Below are 18,492 nucleotides of genomic sequence, written 5' to 3' on the forward strand. Positions count from 1 at the left end.
ACCCCGGACAGCGTGGTGCGCATGCGGTGCAGCGCCGGACTCAGCCTCTACGGGTGCTTTTGCGCAGCCGGGCGAGGAACAGGCCGGCGCCGCCGAAGAGCAGCAGGGTCACGGTACCCGGTTCGGGAACCGGTGCCGGGTGGGTGTCGGAGACGGCATCGCTGAACTCGTAATTGTTGAAACTGGCGCCGAAACCATCGGTGGCGAGATCGAAGCCGCTGTTGCCGAGAATCACGAGTACCTGGGAGCCGAAATCGTCTTTGAGCGATCCGCCGACGTTGTTGAAAAGAAACTGCATCACGGGATCGTTCTTGTCATAGCCGAGGGCGATCAGGTTGCCGGTAAGAAGCGGCGTGGACGGGTCGTTGATGTTTTCGATATCGAGACTGCCCGAGGAAAAGACGCCGCTGTGTGAGATGGCGGCGGTAAGGCTGAAGCTGGAGAGGAAATAGGCGTCGGTAAGCGAGCTGCTGTCGCTGCTCTTCTGATAGGTGTTGACGTACCCGTTGGCGGTGAAGGTGCTGCTGCCGTAGTCGTAGCCGACTCCGATGAAGGCGCTGTTGAGGTCGGGGAAGTAGGTGTACGGGACATTGATCTGCGTCGCGCCGGCCGGGACGGCCGCAAAAGTTGCCGCCAAAAGGGCGATGAAAAGCAGGAGCATCCTGAGGCAACGGCGGGTATGGTTCAGTGTCATGATAATTCCTCCCTCTTTTTCGATCTGATTGATTACGTATCGATAGCTATGAAAGATCTATTGCTGGCCTACCAGCCGATGCCGGCAACGGCGATGGAATTGCTGGTGAAGTCCTGCAGCATACTCCCCTGGTAACCGGAGAAGGTGAGTATGACCTTCAGGACCGGGCCGAACTGGGATGCCAGCGCCCCATCAGTGGTGGCGAACTGGAATTCGATGGGCCCGCCTGCCTCGCCCAAACCGTGGGCTTGGAGGGTGCCGTTGAGCAGGAGCCCCGGTGCCACGCTCAGTGAAGGGACCTCGCCGTTGATGGTCAGGGTTCCCGAGGTCACGTTGCCGTCGTTGTCGATGGTCGCGGTGATGGTGAAGGTGCCGTTGACGATGGTGGCGGGAGCCGTGGAACCGTTGGTGATCTGTTCGGCGTACCCCTGGGCGGTAAACGACTTGCTGGCGGCAACGTAGTTCACGTCAATGAAATCGGCGACCAGGTTCGGTGTCGTCTGCAGGCTCAGGTCCAGGGGCGCGGCATCGGCATTGCCGGCTGAATTGACCGCCACGAGAGCCATCACGACTGCCAATGCACGAACCAGTATGCGTGCCTGACGGATGAATCGGGACATGTTGAGTACCTCCAGGGTGCGGCTATCGTACCAGTTGTTTCGGCTGGTTCGCCGAAGATGCGTAAGCGGAGCGTCTTTGGGCGTAGGTTAGTGACATCGTTTGAGCAAGGATGGTGCCATGAAGGGGAATGCCGAGATTGCAATAGTTGCCATCGCTTTTATCGTTGAGCAGGTGGGAAATGTGTAAGGAGTATCGACAGCCGTTATGGAAACTTTTACAGTGCGGGCTACGTCAAATCACGGAGAATGACCCATGCTCATCATCGTGGAATCCCCAACCAAGGCCAAGAAGATCGCCGCCTTACTCAAGACACGCACCATCTCCACCGTCGGGCACTTCAAAGACCTCCCCGAGACGGTCCTCGGAGTCGATCTCGCCAGTTACGAACCGACTTTCGTGTACCTCCCGAAAAAAGAAAAGCTCCCCGGCGAACTGCGCCAGGCGGCTCGCGGGGAGCAGGTATTTCTTGCCGGTGACCCGGACCGGGAGGGTTACGCGATCAGCACCCACATCTTCGAGGAGGTTCGGGAGGTTGCGGCATCCTGCCTGCGGCTGGAGATCTTCGAGGTGACCGAGCGGGGGTTGCGGGATTCCCTGGCGAAGGCGGTTCCCTTCGAAACTACCAACCACGGGCTCTATGATGCCTACCTCGGGCGCCGAATCGGGGACCGGCTGGTCGGTTACCTGCTTTCCCCCCTGGCGAGCCGCGCGCTGGGAGGTTCCTACAGCGTCGGACGGGTGCAGTCGCCGGCGGTGCGCCTGGTGGTCGATCGGGAGCGGGAAATTCGCCGCTTCGTTGCGACCCCCTATTGGGTGCTCGCCATCGAACTGGAGAAGGACGGGACCCGCTTTACCGCACGGCATCTGCGGGGGAAGTTCGAAGACCAGAGTGAAGCCGCGGCCCTTGCCGCCCTGGTTGCCAAGGAGAGCCATGCCCTGGCCGAAAAGGTCGAACTGAAGGAGGTGCGGCAGTTTCCCAAGCCCCCCTTTACCACCGTGGACCTTCAGGCGGCCGCCGCAGCGCGGCTCAAGATGACTCCCGAGCAAACCATGCGGCTGGCGCAGGGACTGTTCGACCACGGTCTCATCACCTATCACCGCACCGACTCGGTCCGTATGTCCGACGAATTCATCGAGGAACTCCGCAGGTTCTTAACCGCCGCGCTGGGCGCGGCCTACCTTCCGGAAAAGCCGCACCGGTACAGCTCGAAGAACACGCAGGCGGACGCTCACGAAGGCATCCGTCCCACCCACCTGCACCACGGCAACGAGATCGGGTCCCTGATCGGTGGGGAAGGGCTCGGTCCGGAACACGCCCGCCTCTACGAGCTCATTTTCCGCCGGGCGGTAGCCAGCCAGATGGCTGCCGCTCGCTACGACGCGACGGCGCTTCTGTTTGACGTGGTCGGCGAAAAATTCCGGGCCAACGGGCGGGTACTCACCTTCGACGGGTTCCTGAAGGTCTACCAGGAGGCGGAGGAGGAAAAGGAGCGCAAGGGTGAAGAGGAACCGGTCCAGCTCCTCCCGCCGGTGGCCGTGGGGGAACGGGTCCGCAAGGAAAGGGAGCTCCTGGACGAGAAGAAGACCAAGCCTCCCGGCCGCTTCACCTTCGGAACGCTGGTAAAAGAGCTGGAGCGGTTGGAGATCGGCCGCCCCTCCACCTACGCCGCCATAACCCGCAACATTTCGGAGCGCGGCTACGTCCGGGAGGAAAAGGGGAAGGTGGTGCCGCTTCCCCCGGGGGAAAGCCTGGTTGATTACTTGAGGGAAAAGCACCCTTGGGTGATCGACTACGAATTGACCCGCCGGATGGAAGGGTTTCTCGACCTGGTGGTGGAGAAGAAGGAGACCTGGCAGCGCTTCTGCAAGGGGGTGCACGGCAAGATGGAATATGCCGCTCCGGTACCGCGCGGGGCGGCCGGTGCTCCGACGCAGCGCCAGTTGGCTTTCGCCGCAAAGCTGGCGCAACAGCGCGGGGAAGCCATTCCGGAGACGGTCTTGAAGAGCGGCAAAGAGCTTTCGGCGTGGATCAAGCAGGCGGTGGGCGAAAAGCCACCCTCTCGCAGGAAGGCAGCCGGAACAGGGGCCGCCGAGGGAAAAGGTGGCGAAGGGGCGGCTGGGAGAAAAGGTACCGAAGGGGCGGCCGGGGGAGCCCGGCGAAAAGCCGTGCGTAAAGCAGGAGCCGCGGGTGCGGCTAGACCGGGCGGCGGTCCTGCTCGCACTACGCCGGCCGCCTCCACCGCGACGGAAGGCGGCACCGGGATCGGCTCCTGTCCGGCCTGCGGCAGCACGGTGGTCGAATCGGATAAGGGATTCGGCTGCGCTGCGCGCTGCGGCTTCATGCTCTGGAAGGACCGGCTTTCGCGCTGGAAAAAGGAGATCACCGCACCCTTGGCGGCTGATCTTTTGCGGGGCGGACCGGTTAGCCTGAAGGATCTCGTCTCCGCAAAGCACGACGGCAAGAAGTTCCATGCCCGTGGCATCCTGGAGCAGGACCCGAAGTACGGCTGGACCATCCGGCTCATCTTCAAGGATGACCCCCACTCCGGAAACAGCGCGTCTTGAGCGGCCTCGGTGTAGACTGCTGGTAGTTTTCGCCCTGATCATCGCCGAGTGCAAGCGGGCTGCGGTCGGTGCTGGGCTTTTGCCACCAAGTCGTTACCCGGTCCTTGCCTGCCACCGAGGAGGTGAAGTCGGGTGGATCGGTTCCCATGCCCTCGATGTGCAGCAATGAAAAAGGCGCCATCCGTGAACCGGAGGCGCCTTTCTTGTTGCTGTTCAACCTGTTGGTTGCCCGTCTCAGCAGGCACGGCAGAATCTTTACTCCGCACTCCCCGAGGAGTGCCCGTTGCCGTTACATCGGGGTCCCTTCTTCATGTCCGAATTCGGACCGCTGTCTTTCCCTTTCTTCGCTAATTGCTTCTTTGCCCCGACGCATGGCCGATGTCATCGCCATCCGTTTCTCGCTGAGGGCTCTTTTGCCGCTTTCATAGGTTTCGCTGAGTTTGTTCTGGGCATCGCTGGCATAATCTTTCACCTTGGTGAAGGAATCATCGGCCATGTCGGAAATCTGCCCGCGCAGCTCCCGTCCCGATTTCGGTGCCGTCAGCAGCGTAATCCCCGTTCCTACCGCCGTTCCGGCCAGAAACGAATAGAGGAGCCCTTTGTTTTTCTTTTTAAGGTATCCCATGACTTACCTCCCTTTGCGATCGACCGCCTGGAGATCTGCTGGCGTAAGCCCCGCCTGCCGTGGCACCTGGAACCGGTCGATTCTCTGAATTAATTATAACACCTTACCTTTTTGCCGGTCATGCACTACCCCCCTCTGTTGCTGGGGGGAGTGCATGACCGGAGCATTCTCCTCGTGACCGTTGTGGCAGGTAAGGGCGTCGTCGCCACGCCCGCCGGAGCGCCGGCCGCTAGGCCGCGATCAGTTGTTGGGAACGAAGATGATGTCCCGGAAGTAGTTGGTGTTCTGCCAGGACGCCGACGGCATCGCGCCGGAGGTCGTCGCGTAAAGGCCGCTTCCTACGTAGGTGTGGAGGTTTCCATTCACGATTGCCGCGGCAAAGCCGTTGGTCTGCTCGGCATAGTAGTGGTCCGAGCTGTTCGAGACCGCCACGATGTAGTCGGTATTCGCCGCAATAGATACCCGAGTGGGGAGGGTGAAGCTGGTCCATCCTGCCGTTCCTGCGGTGACGTCCCAGGTAAAAGGCCCCGCTACCACGGTAGCGTCGCTTCTGCGCCAGATCCGGACCGTGTGGGTGCCCCCCTCGATCCCGTTAGTGTAGATACGCACCTGGGTGATCTGTCCCGGCGTGTCAGTAAAGAAACGGGTCCCCAGTTCATAGGTGTCGTCGTTTTCGTAGAGGGTTGGGACTTGGCTGGTGAAGATCGTCTGGTTCTGCTGGCTGCCTCCGCCTCCGCTGCCGGCCTCGGCCGCGATTTGCTGGAAGACCGCCTTGGCCGCCTGGTAGCGAGCCTGCGCCGCGGCGAGGTCATTGACGAAATATCCGGCCCAAGCTCCGCCCGGAGAGGTCTTTTGCAGCAGGTTGTCCATCCACTGGACGTAGTAGTTGGCGTCGTCGGCACTGACCCGGATCGGAGCTCCGCCGACGATGACGAATACCGCACCGGTATGGAGTACGTGGCCAGCCGAGCTCATCCGCCGGGCGGCGAGCCAGCCGCTTTGGGTGAAATCAACGCTGGCAGTGAGGGTGGCCGCAGTGCCTTTTGCAACCGAGGCGTCCTTGGATGCCACAACGACCCCATTTTGCACCAGCTCGATGGTGCCGGATAGGCCGGTGATTGCGCTCCAGGTGACCGTTACCGGGACGGTACCGGCCGAGGGGAGGGCGATTTCATCGCCCGGGGTGGCGGTGCTGTTCACCTTGAGGTCCAGAAACTCATTATGGCCGTTGCGGGAGATCACGGTTCTCCCTTGGGCGATCCCGTTGATCCAACTGCGGTAATCGGTGTTCTGGCCGGTCTGCACGTACGTGAGCAGTGACCCGAGATCAGCGCCCGGCTGGTCGCAAGGATGGTCGGTCCCCGCTGCGAAACCGGGGCGGAAGCCGCAGTTGAGCAAACGGTAATAGGCCTGGATCGCCGCTTCGGGATACCGGTCCGGCAAGGGATAGTTGATATTGACCACATCTTCTTCGATGAAGTCGGCGGTCCCCAGGGCGACTTCTACGGGATACTCGATGGGACCGCAGCAGTTAAGGGTTTGCGGGATGGAGCCATCCAGATTCTGCAGGTGCGCATACCCGGCGATGCCGCCCTGCTGGTGTGCCCAGGCGATGATCGGGTAAGTGTATTCCTGCCAGATCTGGTACGCGTCCGAGAGGCCGAGCGCCAGGATGTGGCCTCCCAGTGCCTGGTGCGGGTACTGCGTGTAGGTGGCGTCCCAGTGCCATTCCGCATCCCAGTGGACGGTCCGCCCCGGGGTGGAGACCGGATCATCCTGCCCGTTCACCAACGGGAGGTCGGTTACCGGGTTCTGGACCTCTCCGTTTCCCATGTCGGCGAGCAGGGAGATGAAGGCCAGGTTTTGCGCGCCCATGCCCAGATACAGACTGGATACTGATTCCGGGCTGCCGCCGCAACTGCGGTGTACGTGGGGGTCACCGGCCAGCCATCCGGACGGCTCCGGAACGGTCGAGGCGATCGTGATGGTGACGGTGTCGCTGCGGCTGGTGGAGACGTTGCCGGCGGCATCCTTGGCCCAGGCGTAAAGCGTCTTGCTGCCGGCCGAGGTGAAGGCATAGGATCCCGGGGCGCTGGAAGACCACCCGCTGGCGGTCGCTGAGGGCTTGGTGGAACTTTCGGTGACCAGATAGCCGGTGACCGCGACATTGTCGGTGGCGGTAAAGGCGGTGATGGCAACGGTCAGGCTGGTCGAGGTTGATGGGATGGTAAATGCCGTGACGTTCGGTGCGGTGGTGTCGGCGGTCACGGTGACCGTCGCGCTGCGGCTGGCGGAGACGTTGCCGGCGGCATCCTTCGCCCAGGCATAGAGAGTCTTGCTGCCGGTCGTCGTGAAGGTATAGGAGCCCGGGGCGGCGGAGGACCACCCGGTGGCGGTAGCCGATGGCTTGGTGGCACTTTCCGTTACCAGATAGCCGGTGACCGCGACGTTGTCGGTGGCGGTAAAGGTGGTGACGGCAACGGTCAGGGTCGTAGCCGTTGAGGGCACGGAAAATGCGGTAATGGTTGGTGCCGTGGTATCGGCAATCGTCACGGTTACCGAGGCGCTGCGGCTGGTGGAGACGTTGCCGGCGGCGTCCTTGGCCCAGGCGTAAAGGGTTTTTGTTCCCGCGGTCGAGAAGGTATAGGAGGCCGGTGCCGCGGCGCTCCATCCGGTGGCGGTTGCCGATGGAGCCGTGGCGCTCTCGGTGACCAGGTAGCCGGTAACCGCTAGGTTGTCGGTTGCGGTAAAGGTGGAGATGGGGACGGTAAGCGACGAGGAGGTCGTCGGGACGCTGAAGGCGGTTACGGTGGGGGCCGTCGTGTCCGCAGTAGCCGGGGTGAACACCAGATCGACCCAGTAGTTCGAGCTTTGCCACCCCTGATTGGGGAACTTGCTGGAGGAGCCGTAGGCGTAGACCCCGTTGTAGCCGGAAACACCGTCCGCCGGGGCGTGGAGGGGAGCTGCGTCGACCCCTTTTCCCGAGAAGTAGCCGATGTCATCGCTGTAGTGGCCGCTGTTGGTGTGGTAGGAGACGACGTAATAGGTATTGGCGGCGATGCTTACCGCAGTGGAAAGATTGACCTGCTGCCAACCGGATGCGGTCTCGCCGGAGAACGTTGCGGTGGCCAGTCGGGTGCCGGAAGCGTTCCAGACGTTCCCGACATGGGTTCCGGTGTTGTTTTTTGCCTTGTAAAAGCGGATGGCGGTAATGGTTCCGGCCGTGTCGGACTTGAATTTTATGCCCAGTTCGACTGCGCTGTCCGGACCTGAGTCGGTCATCGTTGGTACCGTGCTGGCCGACCAGAGGCTGTACGTTGCGGCCTCGGAGGCTTTGGTTACCACGATGAGTGCCGCCCAGATGATAACAGCTACTGCCGTCGTTAAACTCGCTCTTCTCATGGCTACTCTCCTGAAAGCAATGGTGGTTCGGCGCTGATGGGTGCGCCACGCCGTGAAACGTGGAACTTCCTGAAATTCACCTCCGTTGGGATCGCCACCTTCGCGGACACCTTTCCCCTGGCGTGACGTCCGGGGCCGGAAGGCGGCTGCTTGCGAGACTTCAGATTTTCACGAGGAAACTGGTTCGGTGGGATGGGCACCAGGAGATCAGGGGGAGGGGAGGGACGAGCCCCTGATTCTCAAGGGGCCGACACTTTTCAACATGGTACACCGGCACTGGCGGGAGGTCCGGCGCGGACGAAATTAATTTACGCAGCTGCAGTTCTTATCTTCACAGGACCAGTGTGATCCTCCCGAGAGCCCCCAACTATTCCGCCGCAACCGGCCCCATTTTTTTCGGGTACACCCGCCTTACCCCAGCCAGCGGCTGGCCGGCAGGACGATCGCATTGGAGACGAGGTAGCTGGTGAGGACCCAGGTGGCTTCGCTCCCACCTGGGTAGGCAGCCATCCGGAATATTTAGAAGAGACTCGATCGCGACAGGAATGTCGCTCCTACACGACCTCCCCAACGACCTGCCTCAAATGGATTCGCGGCAACTTGTCCACGCTTGGACCCAAAAGGAGTTGACAACACCCCTCCCTCAATGCAATATAAGGCTATTAAATTGATGGATTAATAAAATATGATCTCCAAAAAGACAAAATACGGGTTGAAAGCGCTGATTTACCTCGCCAAGCACTACGAGGAGGGGCCGATCCTGATTGCGGACCTCGCCCGAGAAGAGGCGATTCCCAAGAAGTTCCTGGAAGCGATCCTGCTTGCTCTCAAGAACAACGGCATCCTCCATAGCAAGAAGGGGAAAGGGGGCGGTTATTATCTGGGACGCCCCCCCAAGGCGATCACCTTCGGCCAGGCGATCCGGGTGATGGAAGGACCACTGGCGCCGGTTCCCTGCGTCAGCGAGACCTCCTATGCCAAGTGCACCGAATGCGGCAGCGAGGAGACCTGCGGCATCCGCGCCGTTATGAAGGAAGTCCGCGACGCGATGGCCAACATCCTCGACAACACCACCCTGGCCGATGTCCTCGAGAAGATCGAGAACGCCGAGGAAGCGCAGAAGGGGATTTTGAATTTCTGTATCTGAACTGTCGCCTCCTTCGTCGGGAGGAGGCAGTTGTTGCGGAATAAAGAGGTTTGATTCCGAAGGGTGGAGCAGCCGCGGCTGTTCCACCCTTCATTGTTGCAGGAGCTTTTGACGTGCGTGTTGCAATCAATGGTTTGGGCAGGATCGGGAGGACCTTTCTGCGGGCCGCGCTGCGGGGAGGGGAGCTGGAAATTGTCGCGATAAACGAACCGGCGGGTATTGAAACGGCGGCCCACCTGGTGAAATACGATTCGAGCCACGGGACTTATCCGGGCGAAATCCGGACCGACGGCGACTTTTTGGTGGTTGACGGCAAGCGGATTCACGTCCTCGGGGAAACCGAGCCGGCGGCGCTGCCTTGGGCGCGCGAGAGAATCGACGTAGTTGTCGAGGCTGCCGGGCGTTTCACCTCCCGCGGGAAGGCCGCGGCGCACCTTGCCGCCGGAGCCAAGCGGGTGGTGATTTCCGCTCCGTCCCCCGATCCGGACATCACCATCGTGATGGGGGTAAACGACCGGGATTACCGCGCCGACCTCCATCACATCATCTCCAACGCTTCCTGCACCACGAATTGCCTGGCGCCGATGCTCAAGGTGCTCGACGAGAAATTCGGGATACGGAAGACCCTGATGACCACGGTGCATCCCTATACCAACAACCAGCAACTGCACGACGGGCCGCACGCGGACCTGCGCCGGGGGCGGGCGGCGGCGCTTTCGATCGTCCCTACTACGACCACCGCCATCCAGGCCGTTTTGTGGGTGATGCCGCAGTTGACCGGACGCATCGATGGGATGGCGATCCGGGTTCCGACCGCCAACGTCGCCAATATCGACCTTGTGGCCGAGTTGGCCCGGGAGGTCGATGTCGAGGCACTCAACGCGGCATTCCGGGAGTCGGCGGAAGGAGAGCTGCAGGGGATTCTCGCGGTTTGCGCGGATGAACTGGTCTCTATGGACTACCGGGGGAACCCGCTTTCCGCGATCGTGGACCTTCCGGCGACCCAGGTTGTCGACGGGAAGCTCGCGCGGATTCTGGCTTGGTATGACAACGAGGCGGGATATTCGAATCGGTTGGTCGATCTGGTGAAGATGATCGGGAGGGAAGGATAAGCGGCATTTAAAAGGCGGCAGGTTCTTTTACGGTAGGAGCGGCATTCCTGCCGCGATCAAGTCTGTTCCAATAAGCACGGTAGTTGCCTACCCTGTGGGAACGCCTTTCCAGGCGCGATTAACCGTGGTTACCGCCTTGGGCGGATCGCGCCTGGAAAGGCGCCCCCACAGTTAAAAGTCGTCCTCCAAAAGTTTTACAAGTGGCATTCCTGCCGCAGTCAACAAGCTGAAATCACGACGGGACGTCGTTCCTAAAGCTAACCTATTTTTACATCCTTCCGTTTCGTTCATCCCTGATTCAGTATTTTCAGCGCCGACATCACCAGGAAGAGGATCCCGTCTTCCAGGGCCGAGTCATTGAAGTTGAACCGGTTGCTGTGCAACTGGCTGCATCCCTCTCCCATGCCGAGGAAGAACATCGCTCCCGGACAGCGGTCCGTGTAGTAAGAGAAATCCTCGGCTCCCATCGACGGCTGGGGCAGATCCAGCCAACGCTCCTTCCCAAGGTGCGTCTCCACCACCTCACGGCAGGCAGCTACCACCGCGACATTGTTGATCGTCGGCAAGTAGGGTCGGTCATAATCCAACTGGTATGACGCCCCCGCCGCCTCGCATTGAAACTTCACCGTCTCTTCGAAAAGCTCCGGCAGTTTAGCTCCGGTTTCCCTGGTCAGATAGCGCACCGATCCCTGGAGCAGAACTTCCTCCGGGATGACGTTGGCGTTCGAGCCCCCCTCGATGGCGCAGACCGTGATGACGACCGGCTCCAGCGCCCCGATCCGCCGGGAAGGCAGCTCGTACAGACTTGAGATCACCTTCGTTGCAGTCAGGATCGGGTCGACGGCGCATTCGGGTCGGGACCCGTGTCCGCCTTTGCCGCGGATGGAAATGGTGAAGATATCCGCCGCGGCCATCATGGTACCGGTGCGGGAACTGATGGTACCGAGGGGGTATCCCGGCCAGGCATGCAGTGCCAGGACCGCGTCCGGCTTGGGAGTGTCGAGCGCGCCGGCGGCAACGAGATCTTTTCCCGCCGCGACGTTCTCCTCGCCGGGCTGAAAGACGCAGCGCACCGACCCCGGCAGCTGCTCATTCAGTGCCGCCAGGACCAGCGTAGCGCCGATCAGCATTGCCGTGTGACCATCGTGGCCGCAGGCATGCATGATGCCGTCCGCAACCGACTGGTAGGGGAGGTCGGTCATCTCCTTGATCGGAAGCGCGTCGATGTCGGCGCGCAGGGTGACGTTGCGGTCCGTTCCGTTGCCCCGGATCATGGCGACGACGTCCGTCTCCAGAAACGGCGGCAGGAGGTCGATACCGGGTGCCGTCAGTTGTTCCCGGATGAACCGCGACGTGGCGTACTCCTGGAGCGCCAGCTCGGGATGGGTGTGCAGATGCTGGCGCATCGACGCCACCGCCGGCAAGATCCTCTGGATTTCTTTCTTGATCGCCTGAACGCTCAATTTCATCGGATTATTCCTTATTCGCCTGCCCAGGCGGTTTTTTCCCTTCAGCCAGAGTCAGTTACCAATACTATAAAGAGGATTCGGAGTAAACCGTCAATGAGAGAATCCGCTCCTGGTTAAGGATCTTTGCTGAGCTGGAGCTTGGAAAGGAATCCCGTTCCCAACGGTGGACCTTGAAAGCGAGGATAAAGAAATGGTGGATTGGTCGGGGAAGTGCATTCGCGGTATCGCTTGATGGCGAGGGCATTCCGGATGGCGCACTTCGTGTGGGGACGCCGTTTTCCCGGCTCCTTCTCTGTGTCTGCTTCATGTTGTTACGCCATTTAGCGGCTGATCCAAAATTAGAACTCTTGACATATTTCTTTTTTCTGTCATTTTGCGGCTGAAATTTCCCCTTTTCTGTCGAGAACGTCATGCGCCGCTTGCTCAATTCTTACCTGTCAATGCTATTGGTCGTACTGGTCATGCTATCGGTGAGCGGGCTGTTCCGGAGTGCGTGCGCCTTTGACCTGTGCGGCGACAGCACGGCAAAGCCTTCTTTCTCGGTGGAATCCTCCCGTCACATCGACCAGAAACACTGTCCTTCCTGCCCCACCCATCATGGCGACCCATCGGAAGGTGACGACTGTAGTTGTCACTGTGACTGCCCCTGCAATGCTCCCCTCATTACCGTAGCCGTTGTCATCTCGTGTCAGCAGCCGGTAAGCGAACTCTCTGTTTTCGAACCATTCCAAGCCATCCCTGAAGTCTATCTCCCCACTGCAGTACCACCTCACATTCTCGCCTAAACAGTTCCTCTCTCAAAATTCGATCAAATACACATTGCCTTGCCGGGAGTAGTGCGTCCTGAGGAAGCCATGCGCACTCCTGCGGCTGCTGCTTCGCTCTTCGCTGAAGGTGCGACATAGCTGCTGGACGACCATTTTTACGGTGGAAGGGGGATTCCTCGCGCGATCAACCGCAACGGTGATTACCGCCTTCGGCGGATCGCGCCTGGAAAGGCGCTCCCACAGGGTAAGGGGCAGCTTGCTACAGGGTAAGGATCTGCCCTGCTACAGGGTAAGGAGCTGCATTCCGCAGGGTAAGGAGCTGCATTTCTTATTCAAAGAGAGCCGATCGCGACAAGAATGTCGCACCTACCCGCTGTGGCAACTGCGTCATTGAAATGTCGCACCAACCCGCTGTGGCAACTGCGTTATTGATTGAGCGGACTCAATGATCCGCTGGTTTCATCACATTGGAGGTTTGTCTTGTTTGAAAAAAACCACCTGGTCAGGAAGCTTCTCTGCTTCCTGTTGATCTGTTCTTTTGCCGGGGCGGGTACCGCTTTCGCGGAACCAAAAGTGTTCACCCTTTCCCAGGCGGAAGACTTTTCCCTGCGCAACAATCCCGAGTTGCTGGCCCTGCGCGCCGAGCAGGGGGTGCGCCAGGCCGCGGAAATCCGTGCCGGCCTCTATGCAAACCCGGTCCTCGAACTTGAGGGGACCACCGGGAAACTCACCGGGAGCAGCACCGAAAACGGCTTTTCCATCGGCATTTCCCAACAGATCCCGCTTTTCGGGAAGCGGGAAAAAAGGGTCGCGGTCGCGGAAAAGGAACGGCAGGGCTTTGACCAGCAGCTCCGCAATGCAGAGCGGGTCCTGGTCGCACAGGTCCGTGAGGCATTTTACGGTCTGCTCCTGGCCCAGACCACGGTCGCCGTTGCGGAACAAAACCTCGCCCTGAGCAATCGCCTGCTCGAAGTCGCCCGGCAGCGTTTCGCCGAGGGGGACATCCCGGAACTGGAGGTGAACCTTGCCCGGGTCGAGGTCGCCCGCAGCGAGGAACGGAAAAGTCGTGCCGAGCGGGAAGTCGATCCGGCACGCCAGCGCCTCCTCGCTCTTTTGGGACTTCCTGCGGCCGAGCCGGTCGGTTTTTCCGGTTCGCTTACCTATGCCGGGGCGTGGCAGGACCTGGCTGCCCTGAAGCGTCAGGCGCTCGCCAGACGGACCGATCTCAAAGCCCTGTCGCTGGAAACGGCCAAGGGGGATGCCGAGGTAACCCTGGCCGAGGCGGAACGTTATCCCGACTTGACGCTGGGAATCAGCTACCAGCGGGAGAACACCGGATTCGAGATCGGCGGAGCCCAGGGGATGAACCGGGACAACCTCATTTCGCTGAAGCTTTCCGTTCCCCTCCCCATTTTCGACAATAACCGGGCCGGCATCATGGAAGCGCGGGCCCGCCGGTCGGCTGCGGAGAGCCGGTATCGCTCCGGACGGCAAACCGTGGAACGCGACGTCGAGGTGGCGTTTTCCGCGCTCCGGTCGGCGGAGCGTTCGGTCAGTTTGAACCGCGAGGTAGTCCTGCCGCAACTGGAAGAGAATCTCAAGCTCACCGAGGAGGCCTACCGCCTGGGCGAGGTGGGAATCCTTTCGGTGTTGGAGGAACAGCGGAAGTTTTACGAGGTAACCCAGGGATATCTCGCGGCGCAGCACGAACTGCAGACCGCGGTGGTCCGTCTGGAAAGTGCGGTCGGTGGGACGGTCTCTTCGGAGTCTCAAGGAGGAATCAAGTGATAAGGAAAAGTGTGGTTTGCGGCGGAGTCGCCGTTTTGGCCCTGGTCGGGGCCTTTGGTTACCGGTTCACCCACCTGCCCGGCAAGGGGGAAGCCCGTGCCGAGCGGACCGAGGAGCCCGGGAAGAAGGAGCCCAAGGCCGATGGTGCCGGCGCCCGTGAGGTGGTCAAAACGGTCCGGATGGAGGCCGAGGTCCAGAAAAAGGCGGGCGTGGTGGTGGCCCGCGCGGTTCGGAACGAAATGGCCGGCACCTTAACCGCAACCGGCAAGATCGCCCCTGATGGCGAACGGTTGACCCACGTGGCGCCGCCCCTTTCCGGCAGGATCGTCTGGGCCGGGGTGGGGCAGGGACAAACGGTTGGGAAGGGGACGGTGCTTGCCCGGCTGGAGAGTGTGGAGGTGGCGGAGTCGATGAACCGCTACCGCCAGTCCAGGGCAAAGCTTGCCCTGGCGGAGAAGAACCTGGAGCGGGTCAAGGCCCTGGTGGAGAAAAAGATCGCCGCGCGCAAGGAGATCTTCCAGGTGGAAAACGAATGCCGCAGCGCCAGCGCCGAGGTTGCCGGCGACGAGCAGCGGCTCCTGCTGTATGGGGTAGGCAGACACGATCTCGCTGCCCCACCGGAGAAAAAGATCCTGCTTCCGGTCCGGACTCTTTTGGGCGGCGTAGTGACCGAAAAGCATGCCACCGTGGGGGAGCTTGCCGACCCGTCCAAAAGCCTTTTCACCGTGGCCGATCTCGGCACCGTCTGGGTGCTCGTGGATATCAACGAGAAGGACCTGGCACGCGTGAAGCAAGGACAAAGCGCCGTGGTGCGGGTGGGGGCTTATCCGGACCGGAAGTTCCGCGGGCGGATCACCCAACTCGCCGACCTGGTCGACGAGGCGACCCGGACCGTGAAGGCGCGGGTGGAGGTGCCCAATCCGGGGCGCAAGCTCAAGCCGGAGATGTTTGCGACGGTGGAGCTCGCTCTCCCTGCGGCCGGACCGCCGGTCCTGGCGGTTCCGGAGGAGGCGCTGGTCGAGTTGGAAGGGAAGAAGGTCCTCTTCGTCAGCAGGGACGGCACCGATTTCCTGCCGCGGCCGGTCATGACCGGTGCCGTTTCCGGCGGGTACGTCGAGATCACCGCCGGTCTGGCGGAAGGGGAACTGTATGCCCAAAAAGGTGGCTTCGTCCTGAAGTCCGAGCTCAAAAAGGGCGAGCTGGGGGAGGAATAGCATGATCGACCGCATCCTCCGCTTTGCATTGGAACAGCGCCTCCTGGTCCTGATGGCGACCGCGCTGCTCATCGGCACCGGCATCTGGGCGATGAAAAAGCTCCCGGTGGACGCCTTTCCCGACGTCACCAACGTGCAGGTGCAGATCCTCACCCAGGCCGGGGGGATGGCGCCGACCGAGGTGGAGCAGTTGGTGACCTTCCCGCTGGAGACCACTTTGGGGGGACTTCCCCGGCTGCATGAGGTCCGCTCCGTTTCCAAGATCGGCTTATCCGTTATCACCGTCGTCTTCGAGGACGGCGCCGACATCTACTTTGCCCGGCAGCAAGTCTTCGAACGCCTCCAGCAGGCGCGGGACCGTCTCCCCAAGGGGCTGGAACCACAGCTTGGCCCGGTGACCACCGGACTCGGCGAGATCTACCAGTACATCGTCCAGGGAAAGCTCGACGTGCGGGAGCTTCGGGCGATCCAGGACTGGGTGATCCGTCCCATGCTGCGCACCGTCCCCGGCGTCACCGACGTCAACTCCTTCGGCGGGGAGGTCAAGCAGTACCAGGTGCAGGTCGATCCGGGCAAGCTGAAGAGCCTGGGGCTTACCCTGCGCAACGTCTACGAGGCGGTCGAGCAGAACAACACCGCCACCGGCGCCGGCTATATCGAGCACCGCCAGGAGCAGTACATGGTGCGTGGGGTGGGGCTTGCCAAGGGGGTCGAGGACCTGAAGCGGATCGTGGTGACCGCACGGGGGGGAACCCCGGTCCGCCTGGACGAGGTGGCCGAGCTCAGGATCGGCAGCGAGCCGCGCCAGGGGGCGACCACGACCGACGGCAACGGCGAGGCGGTCGCCGGCATCGTTTTGATGCTGAAAGGGGCGTCGAGCAAGGAAGTCGTCGCCGGGGTGAAGGAGAAGGTGCAGGTCATCCAAAAGGCGCTTCCTCCCGGGGTGAAGCTGGTGCCGTACTACGACCGGACCGAACTGGTTGAAAAGACCATCGCCACGGTCCGCACCAACCTGATCGAGGGGGGACTCCTGGTGGTCGCCGTCCTCTTCTATTTCCTGGGAAACCTGCGCGGCGCCGTCATCGTCGCCGTCACCATCCCGCTGTCCATGCTCTTCTCCTTCCTGGGGATGCAATGGCTCGGGCTGTCGGCAAACCTGATGACGCTCGGGGCGATCGACTTCGGCATGATCGTCGACGGCAGCGTGGTGATGGTCGAGAACACGGTCCGGCACCTCTCCGAGCGCAAGGAGGGGGAGGGGACCCGCCATACCATATACAACTCGGCCCGCGAGGTGGCGCGACCCATCCTGTTCGGGGTTCTGATCATCATCGTGGTCTACCTCCCCATCGTCACCTTGACCGACATGGAAGGGAAGATGTTTTCCCCGATGGCGTTCACGGTCGGGTTTGCGCTCCTCGGATCGCTGCTCCTTACCATGACCCTGGTGCCGACCCTCTGCTCCTTTTTCCTGCGCGGCAAGGTCGAGGAAAAGGACCCGAAGCTGCTGCGCCTGGCGCGCGAAGCCTATCTCCCTTTTTTGGCGCGGACCCTGCCGCACCCCAAGCGCACCCTGGGCGTCACGGCGGTGCTGCTCGGCTTTTCGCTGCTGCTGGTTCCGCTCCTGGGAAAAGAGTTCCTCCCGGTCCTCGACGAAGGGGCGGTCGCCATCCAGTCCTTCCGGCTCCCGTCGGTTTCCCTAACCGACTCGGTCCGCAGCGGCGCCCTGGTGGAAAAGGCGCTCCTTTCCTTCCCCGAGGTCGAGAAGGTGGTGAGCCGGGCCGGGCGGGCGGAGATCGCCAACGACCCGATGGGGGTGGAGGTTTCCGACATCTTCGTGAGCCTCAAGCCGCGCGGTGACTGGAAGAGCGCTGGCGACAAGGAAGAACTCGTGGAAAAGATGCGGAAACGGCTGGAGAACGTCCCGGGGATGTCCTACTCCTTCAGCCAGCCGATCGCGATGCGGGTGGACGAGCTGGTATCCGGGGTGAAATCCCAGGTGGCGGTGAAGCTCTTCGGCGAGGACATGGAGCTCCTCAAAACAAAAGGGGAGGAGATCTCCAAGGTGCTGGAAAAGCAGGCCGGGGCGGCGGACGTCATGACCGAGAAGGTGTCCGGTCTGGCCTACCTGCAGGTCGAGGTGGACCGGGAGGCGATCTCCCGCTACGGGATCAACGTCGCCGACGTGCGCGAGGTTCTGGAGATCGCGGTCGGCGGCAAGCAGGCCTCGGAGATGTTCGAGGGGCAGAAGCGCTTCGCGATTGCTTTGCGTTTTCCGGAGCAGATGGTGAACAGCCCGGACAAGATCGGGGAGATCCTGATCGCGGCACCGGGGGGGGCTCGGGTGCCCCTCAAGCAGCTGGCCCGGATCTATACCGAGGAGGGGCCAGCCCAGATCTCCCGCGAAAACGGTTCGCGGCGGATCGTCGTGGAGTGCAACGTGACCGGACGCGACTTGGGCGGGTTCGTCGCCGATGCGCAGCGGGCGATCGAGGCGAAGGTGAAGCTTCCTCCCGGCTACTACCTGGTCTGGGGGGGGCAGTTCGAGAACCAGCAGCGCGCCATGGCGCGGCTGGCGGTGATCCTCCCGATCTGCCTGTCGCTCATCTTTATCCTGCTCTTCTCGACCTTCGGGTCGGTGCGGCAGGCGGTGCTGATCATCCTGAACGTCCCCTTTGCCCTCATCGGCGGGATCATGGCGCTATTTCTTCGGGGGCTGCCGCTCTCGGTGTCGGGAGCGATCGGCTTCATCGCGCTCTTCGGGGTGGCCGTGTTGAACGGCATCGTCATGGTCGCCTGTTTCAACAAGCTCCGGCAGGAGGGGCGCTCGCTGGACGAGGCGATTCTCGCCGGCGCCGGCATCCGGCTGCGCCCGGTCCTGATGACCGCTTTGGTCGCGTCGCTGGGGTTCATTCCCATGGCGCTCTCGCACGGCACCGGCGCCGAGGTGCAGCGGCCGTTGGCCACCGTCGTCATCGGCGGCCTGGTTACCTCGACCCTGCTCACGTTGGTGGTGCTGCCTATTTTTTACCGCTGGTGGGAAACCAGATCGGAAATTGCCCGTACGGGAGATACCTTGCAATAGGTG

General features: G+C 61.7%; 11 protein-coding genes. 6 read left to right on the forward strand and 5 right to left on the reverse strand.

The window, feature by feature from the left end; genetic code table 11:
* Nucleotides 1-40 precede the first annotated feature (40 nt).
* Nucleotides 41-694, reverse strand: coding sequence for a PEP-CTERM sorting domain-containing protein (locus JFN93_RS03205; RefSeq protein WP_199382544.1), 654 nt, complete (start codon nt 692-694; stop codon nt 41-43).
* Between the two features lie 68 nt (nt 695-762).
* Entirely contained in the window at nt 763-1,314 is a 552-nt protein-coding gene (locus JFN93_RS03210; protein ID WP_199382545.1) for a hypothetical protein, read from the reverse strand.
* Between the two features lie 253 nt (nt 1,315-1,567).
* Here JFN93_RS03210 and JFN93_RS03215 point away from each other — a divergent pair, with 253 nt between their 5' ends.
* Nucleotides 1,568-3,880 carry a type IA DNA topoisomerase gene (locus tag JFN93_RS03215; RefSeq protein ID WP_199382546.1) on the forward strand — a complete coding sequence of 771 codons (2,313 nt, stop codon included), beginning with the start codon at nt 1,568-1,570 and terminating at the stop codon, nt 3,878-3,880.
* Between the two features lie 289 nt (nt 3,881-4,169).
* Here the strand turns inward: JFN93_RS03215 and JFN93_RS03220 are convergent, their stop codons facing one another.
* Together JFN93_RS03220 and JFN93_RS03225 are read right to left on the reverse strand one after the other, a co-directional pair.
* Nucleotides 4,170-4,505, reverse strand: coding sequence for a YtxH domain-containing protein (locus JFN93_RS03220; protein WP_199382547.1), 336 nt, complete (start codon nt 4,503-4,505; stop codon nt 4,170-4,172).
* A gap of 240 nt (nt 4,506-4,745) precedes the next feature.
* Nucleotides 4,746-7,907 (reverse strand): DUF4082 domain-containing protein, encoded by a 3,162-nt coding sequence (locus JFN93_RS03225; RefSeq protein ID WP_199382548.1) that lies wholly within the window; start codon nt 7,905-7,907, stop codon nt 4,746-4,748.
* Nucleotides 7,908-8,592: 685 nt separating this feature from the next.
* On the opposite strand from JFN93_RS03225, the gene JFN93_RS03230 reads away from it, so the two are divergent.
* Entirely contained in the window at nt 8,593-9,054 is a 462-nt protein-coding gene (locus JFN93_RS03230; RefSeq protein ID WP_199382549.1) for an RrF2 family transcriptional regulator, read from the forward strand.
* 113 nt (nt 9,055-9,167) lie between these two features.
* A complete protein-coding gene (gene gap / locus JFN93_RS03235; RefSeq protein ID WP_199382550.1) occupies nt 9,168-10,166 on the forward strand; it encodes a type I glyceraldehyde-3-phosphate dehydrogenase in 999 nt (332 codons plus the stop codon).
* A 287-nt stretch (nt 10,167-10,453) separates the two neighbouring features.
* On the opposite strand, the gene JFN93_RS03240 is transcribed toward gap, so the two are convergent.
* On the reverse strand, nt 10,454-11,635 hold the full coding sequence (locus tag JFN93_RS03240) for a M20 metallopeptidase family protein (RefSeq protein ID WP_199382551.1): 1,182 nt from the start codon (nt 11,633-11,635) through the stop codon (nt 10,454-10,456).
* A 1,247-nt stretch (nt 11,636-12,882) separates the two neighbouring features.
* Between JFN93_RS03240 and JFN93_RS03245 the strand changes: the two genes are divergently transcribed.
* Genes JFN93_RS03245 through JFN93_RS03255 form a run of 3 tightly spaced genes read left to right on the forward strand, consistent with a single transcriptional unit; the run spans nt 12,883 to nt 18,489 of the window.
* Nucleotides 12,883-14,190, forward strand: coding sequence for a TolC family protein (locus tag JFN93_RS03245; protein WP_199382552.1), 1,308 nt, complete (start codon nt 12,883-12,885; stop codon nt 14,188-14,190).
* Complete coding sequence (locus tag JFN93_RS03250; protein WP_199382553.1) at nt 14,187-15,404, forward strand: efflux RND transporter periplasmic adaptor subunit; 1,218 nt, start codon at nt 14,187-14,189, stop codon at nt 15,402-15,404. Before JFN93_RS03245 ends, JFN93_RS03250 begins: the two co-directional genes overlap by 4 nt.
* Nucleotide 15,405: 1 nt before the next feature.
* Nucleotides 15,406-18,489, forward strand: a complete 3,084-nt coding sequence (locus JFN93_RS03255; protein ID WP_199382554.1) for an efflux RND transporter permease subunit — start codon at nt 15,406-15,408, stop codon at nt 18,487-18,489.
* The last annotated feature ends 3 nt before the right edge of the window (nt 18,490-18,492 follow it).

This window comes from Geomesophilobacter sediminis, from assembly GCF_016458275.1.
Taxonomy (GTDB): domain Bacteria; phylum Desulfobacterota; class Desulfuromonadia; order Geobacterales; family Geobacteraceae; genus Geomesophilobacter; species Geomesophilobacter sediminis.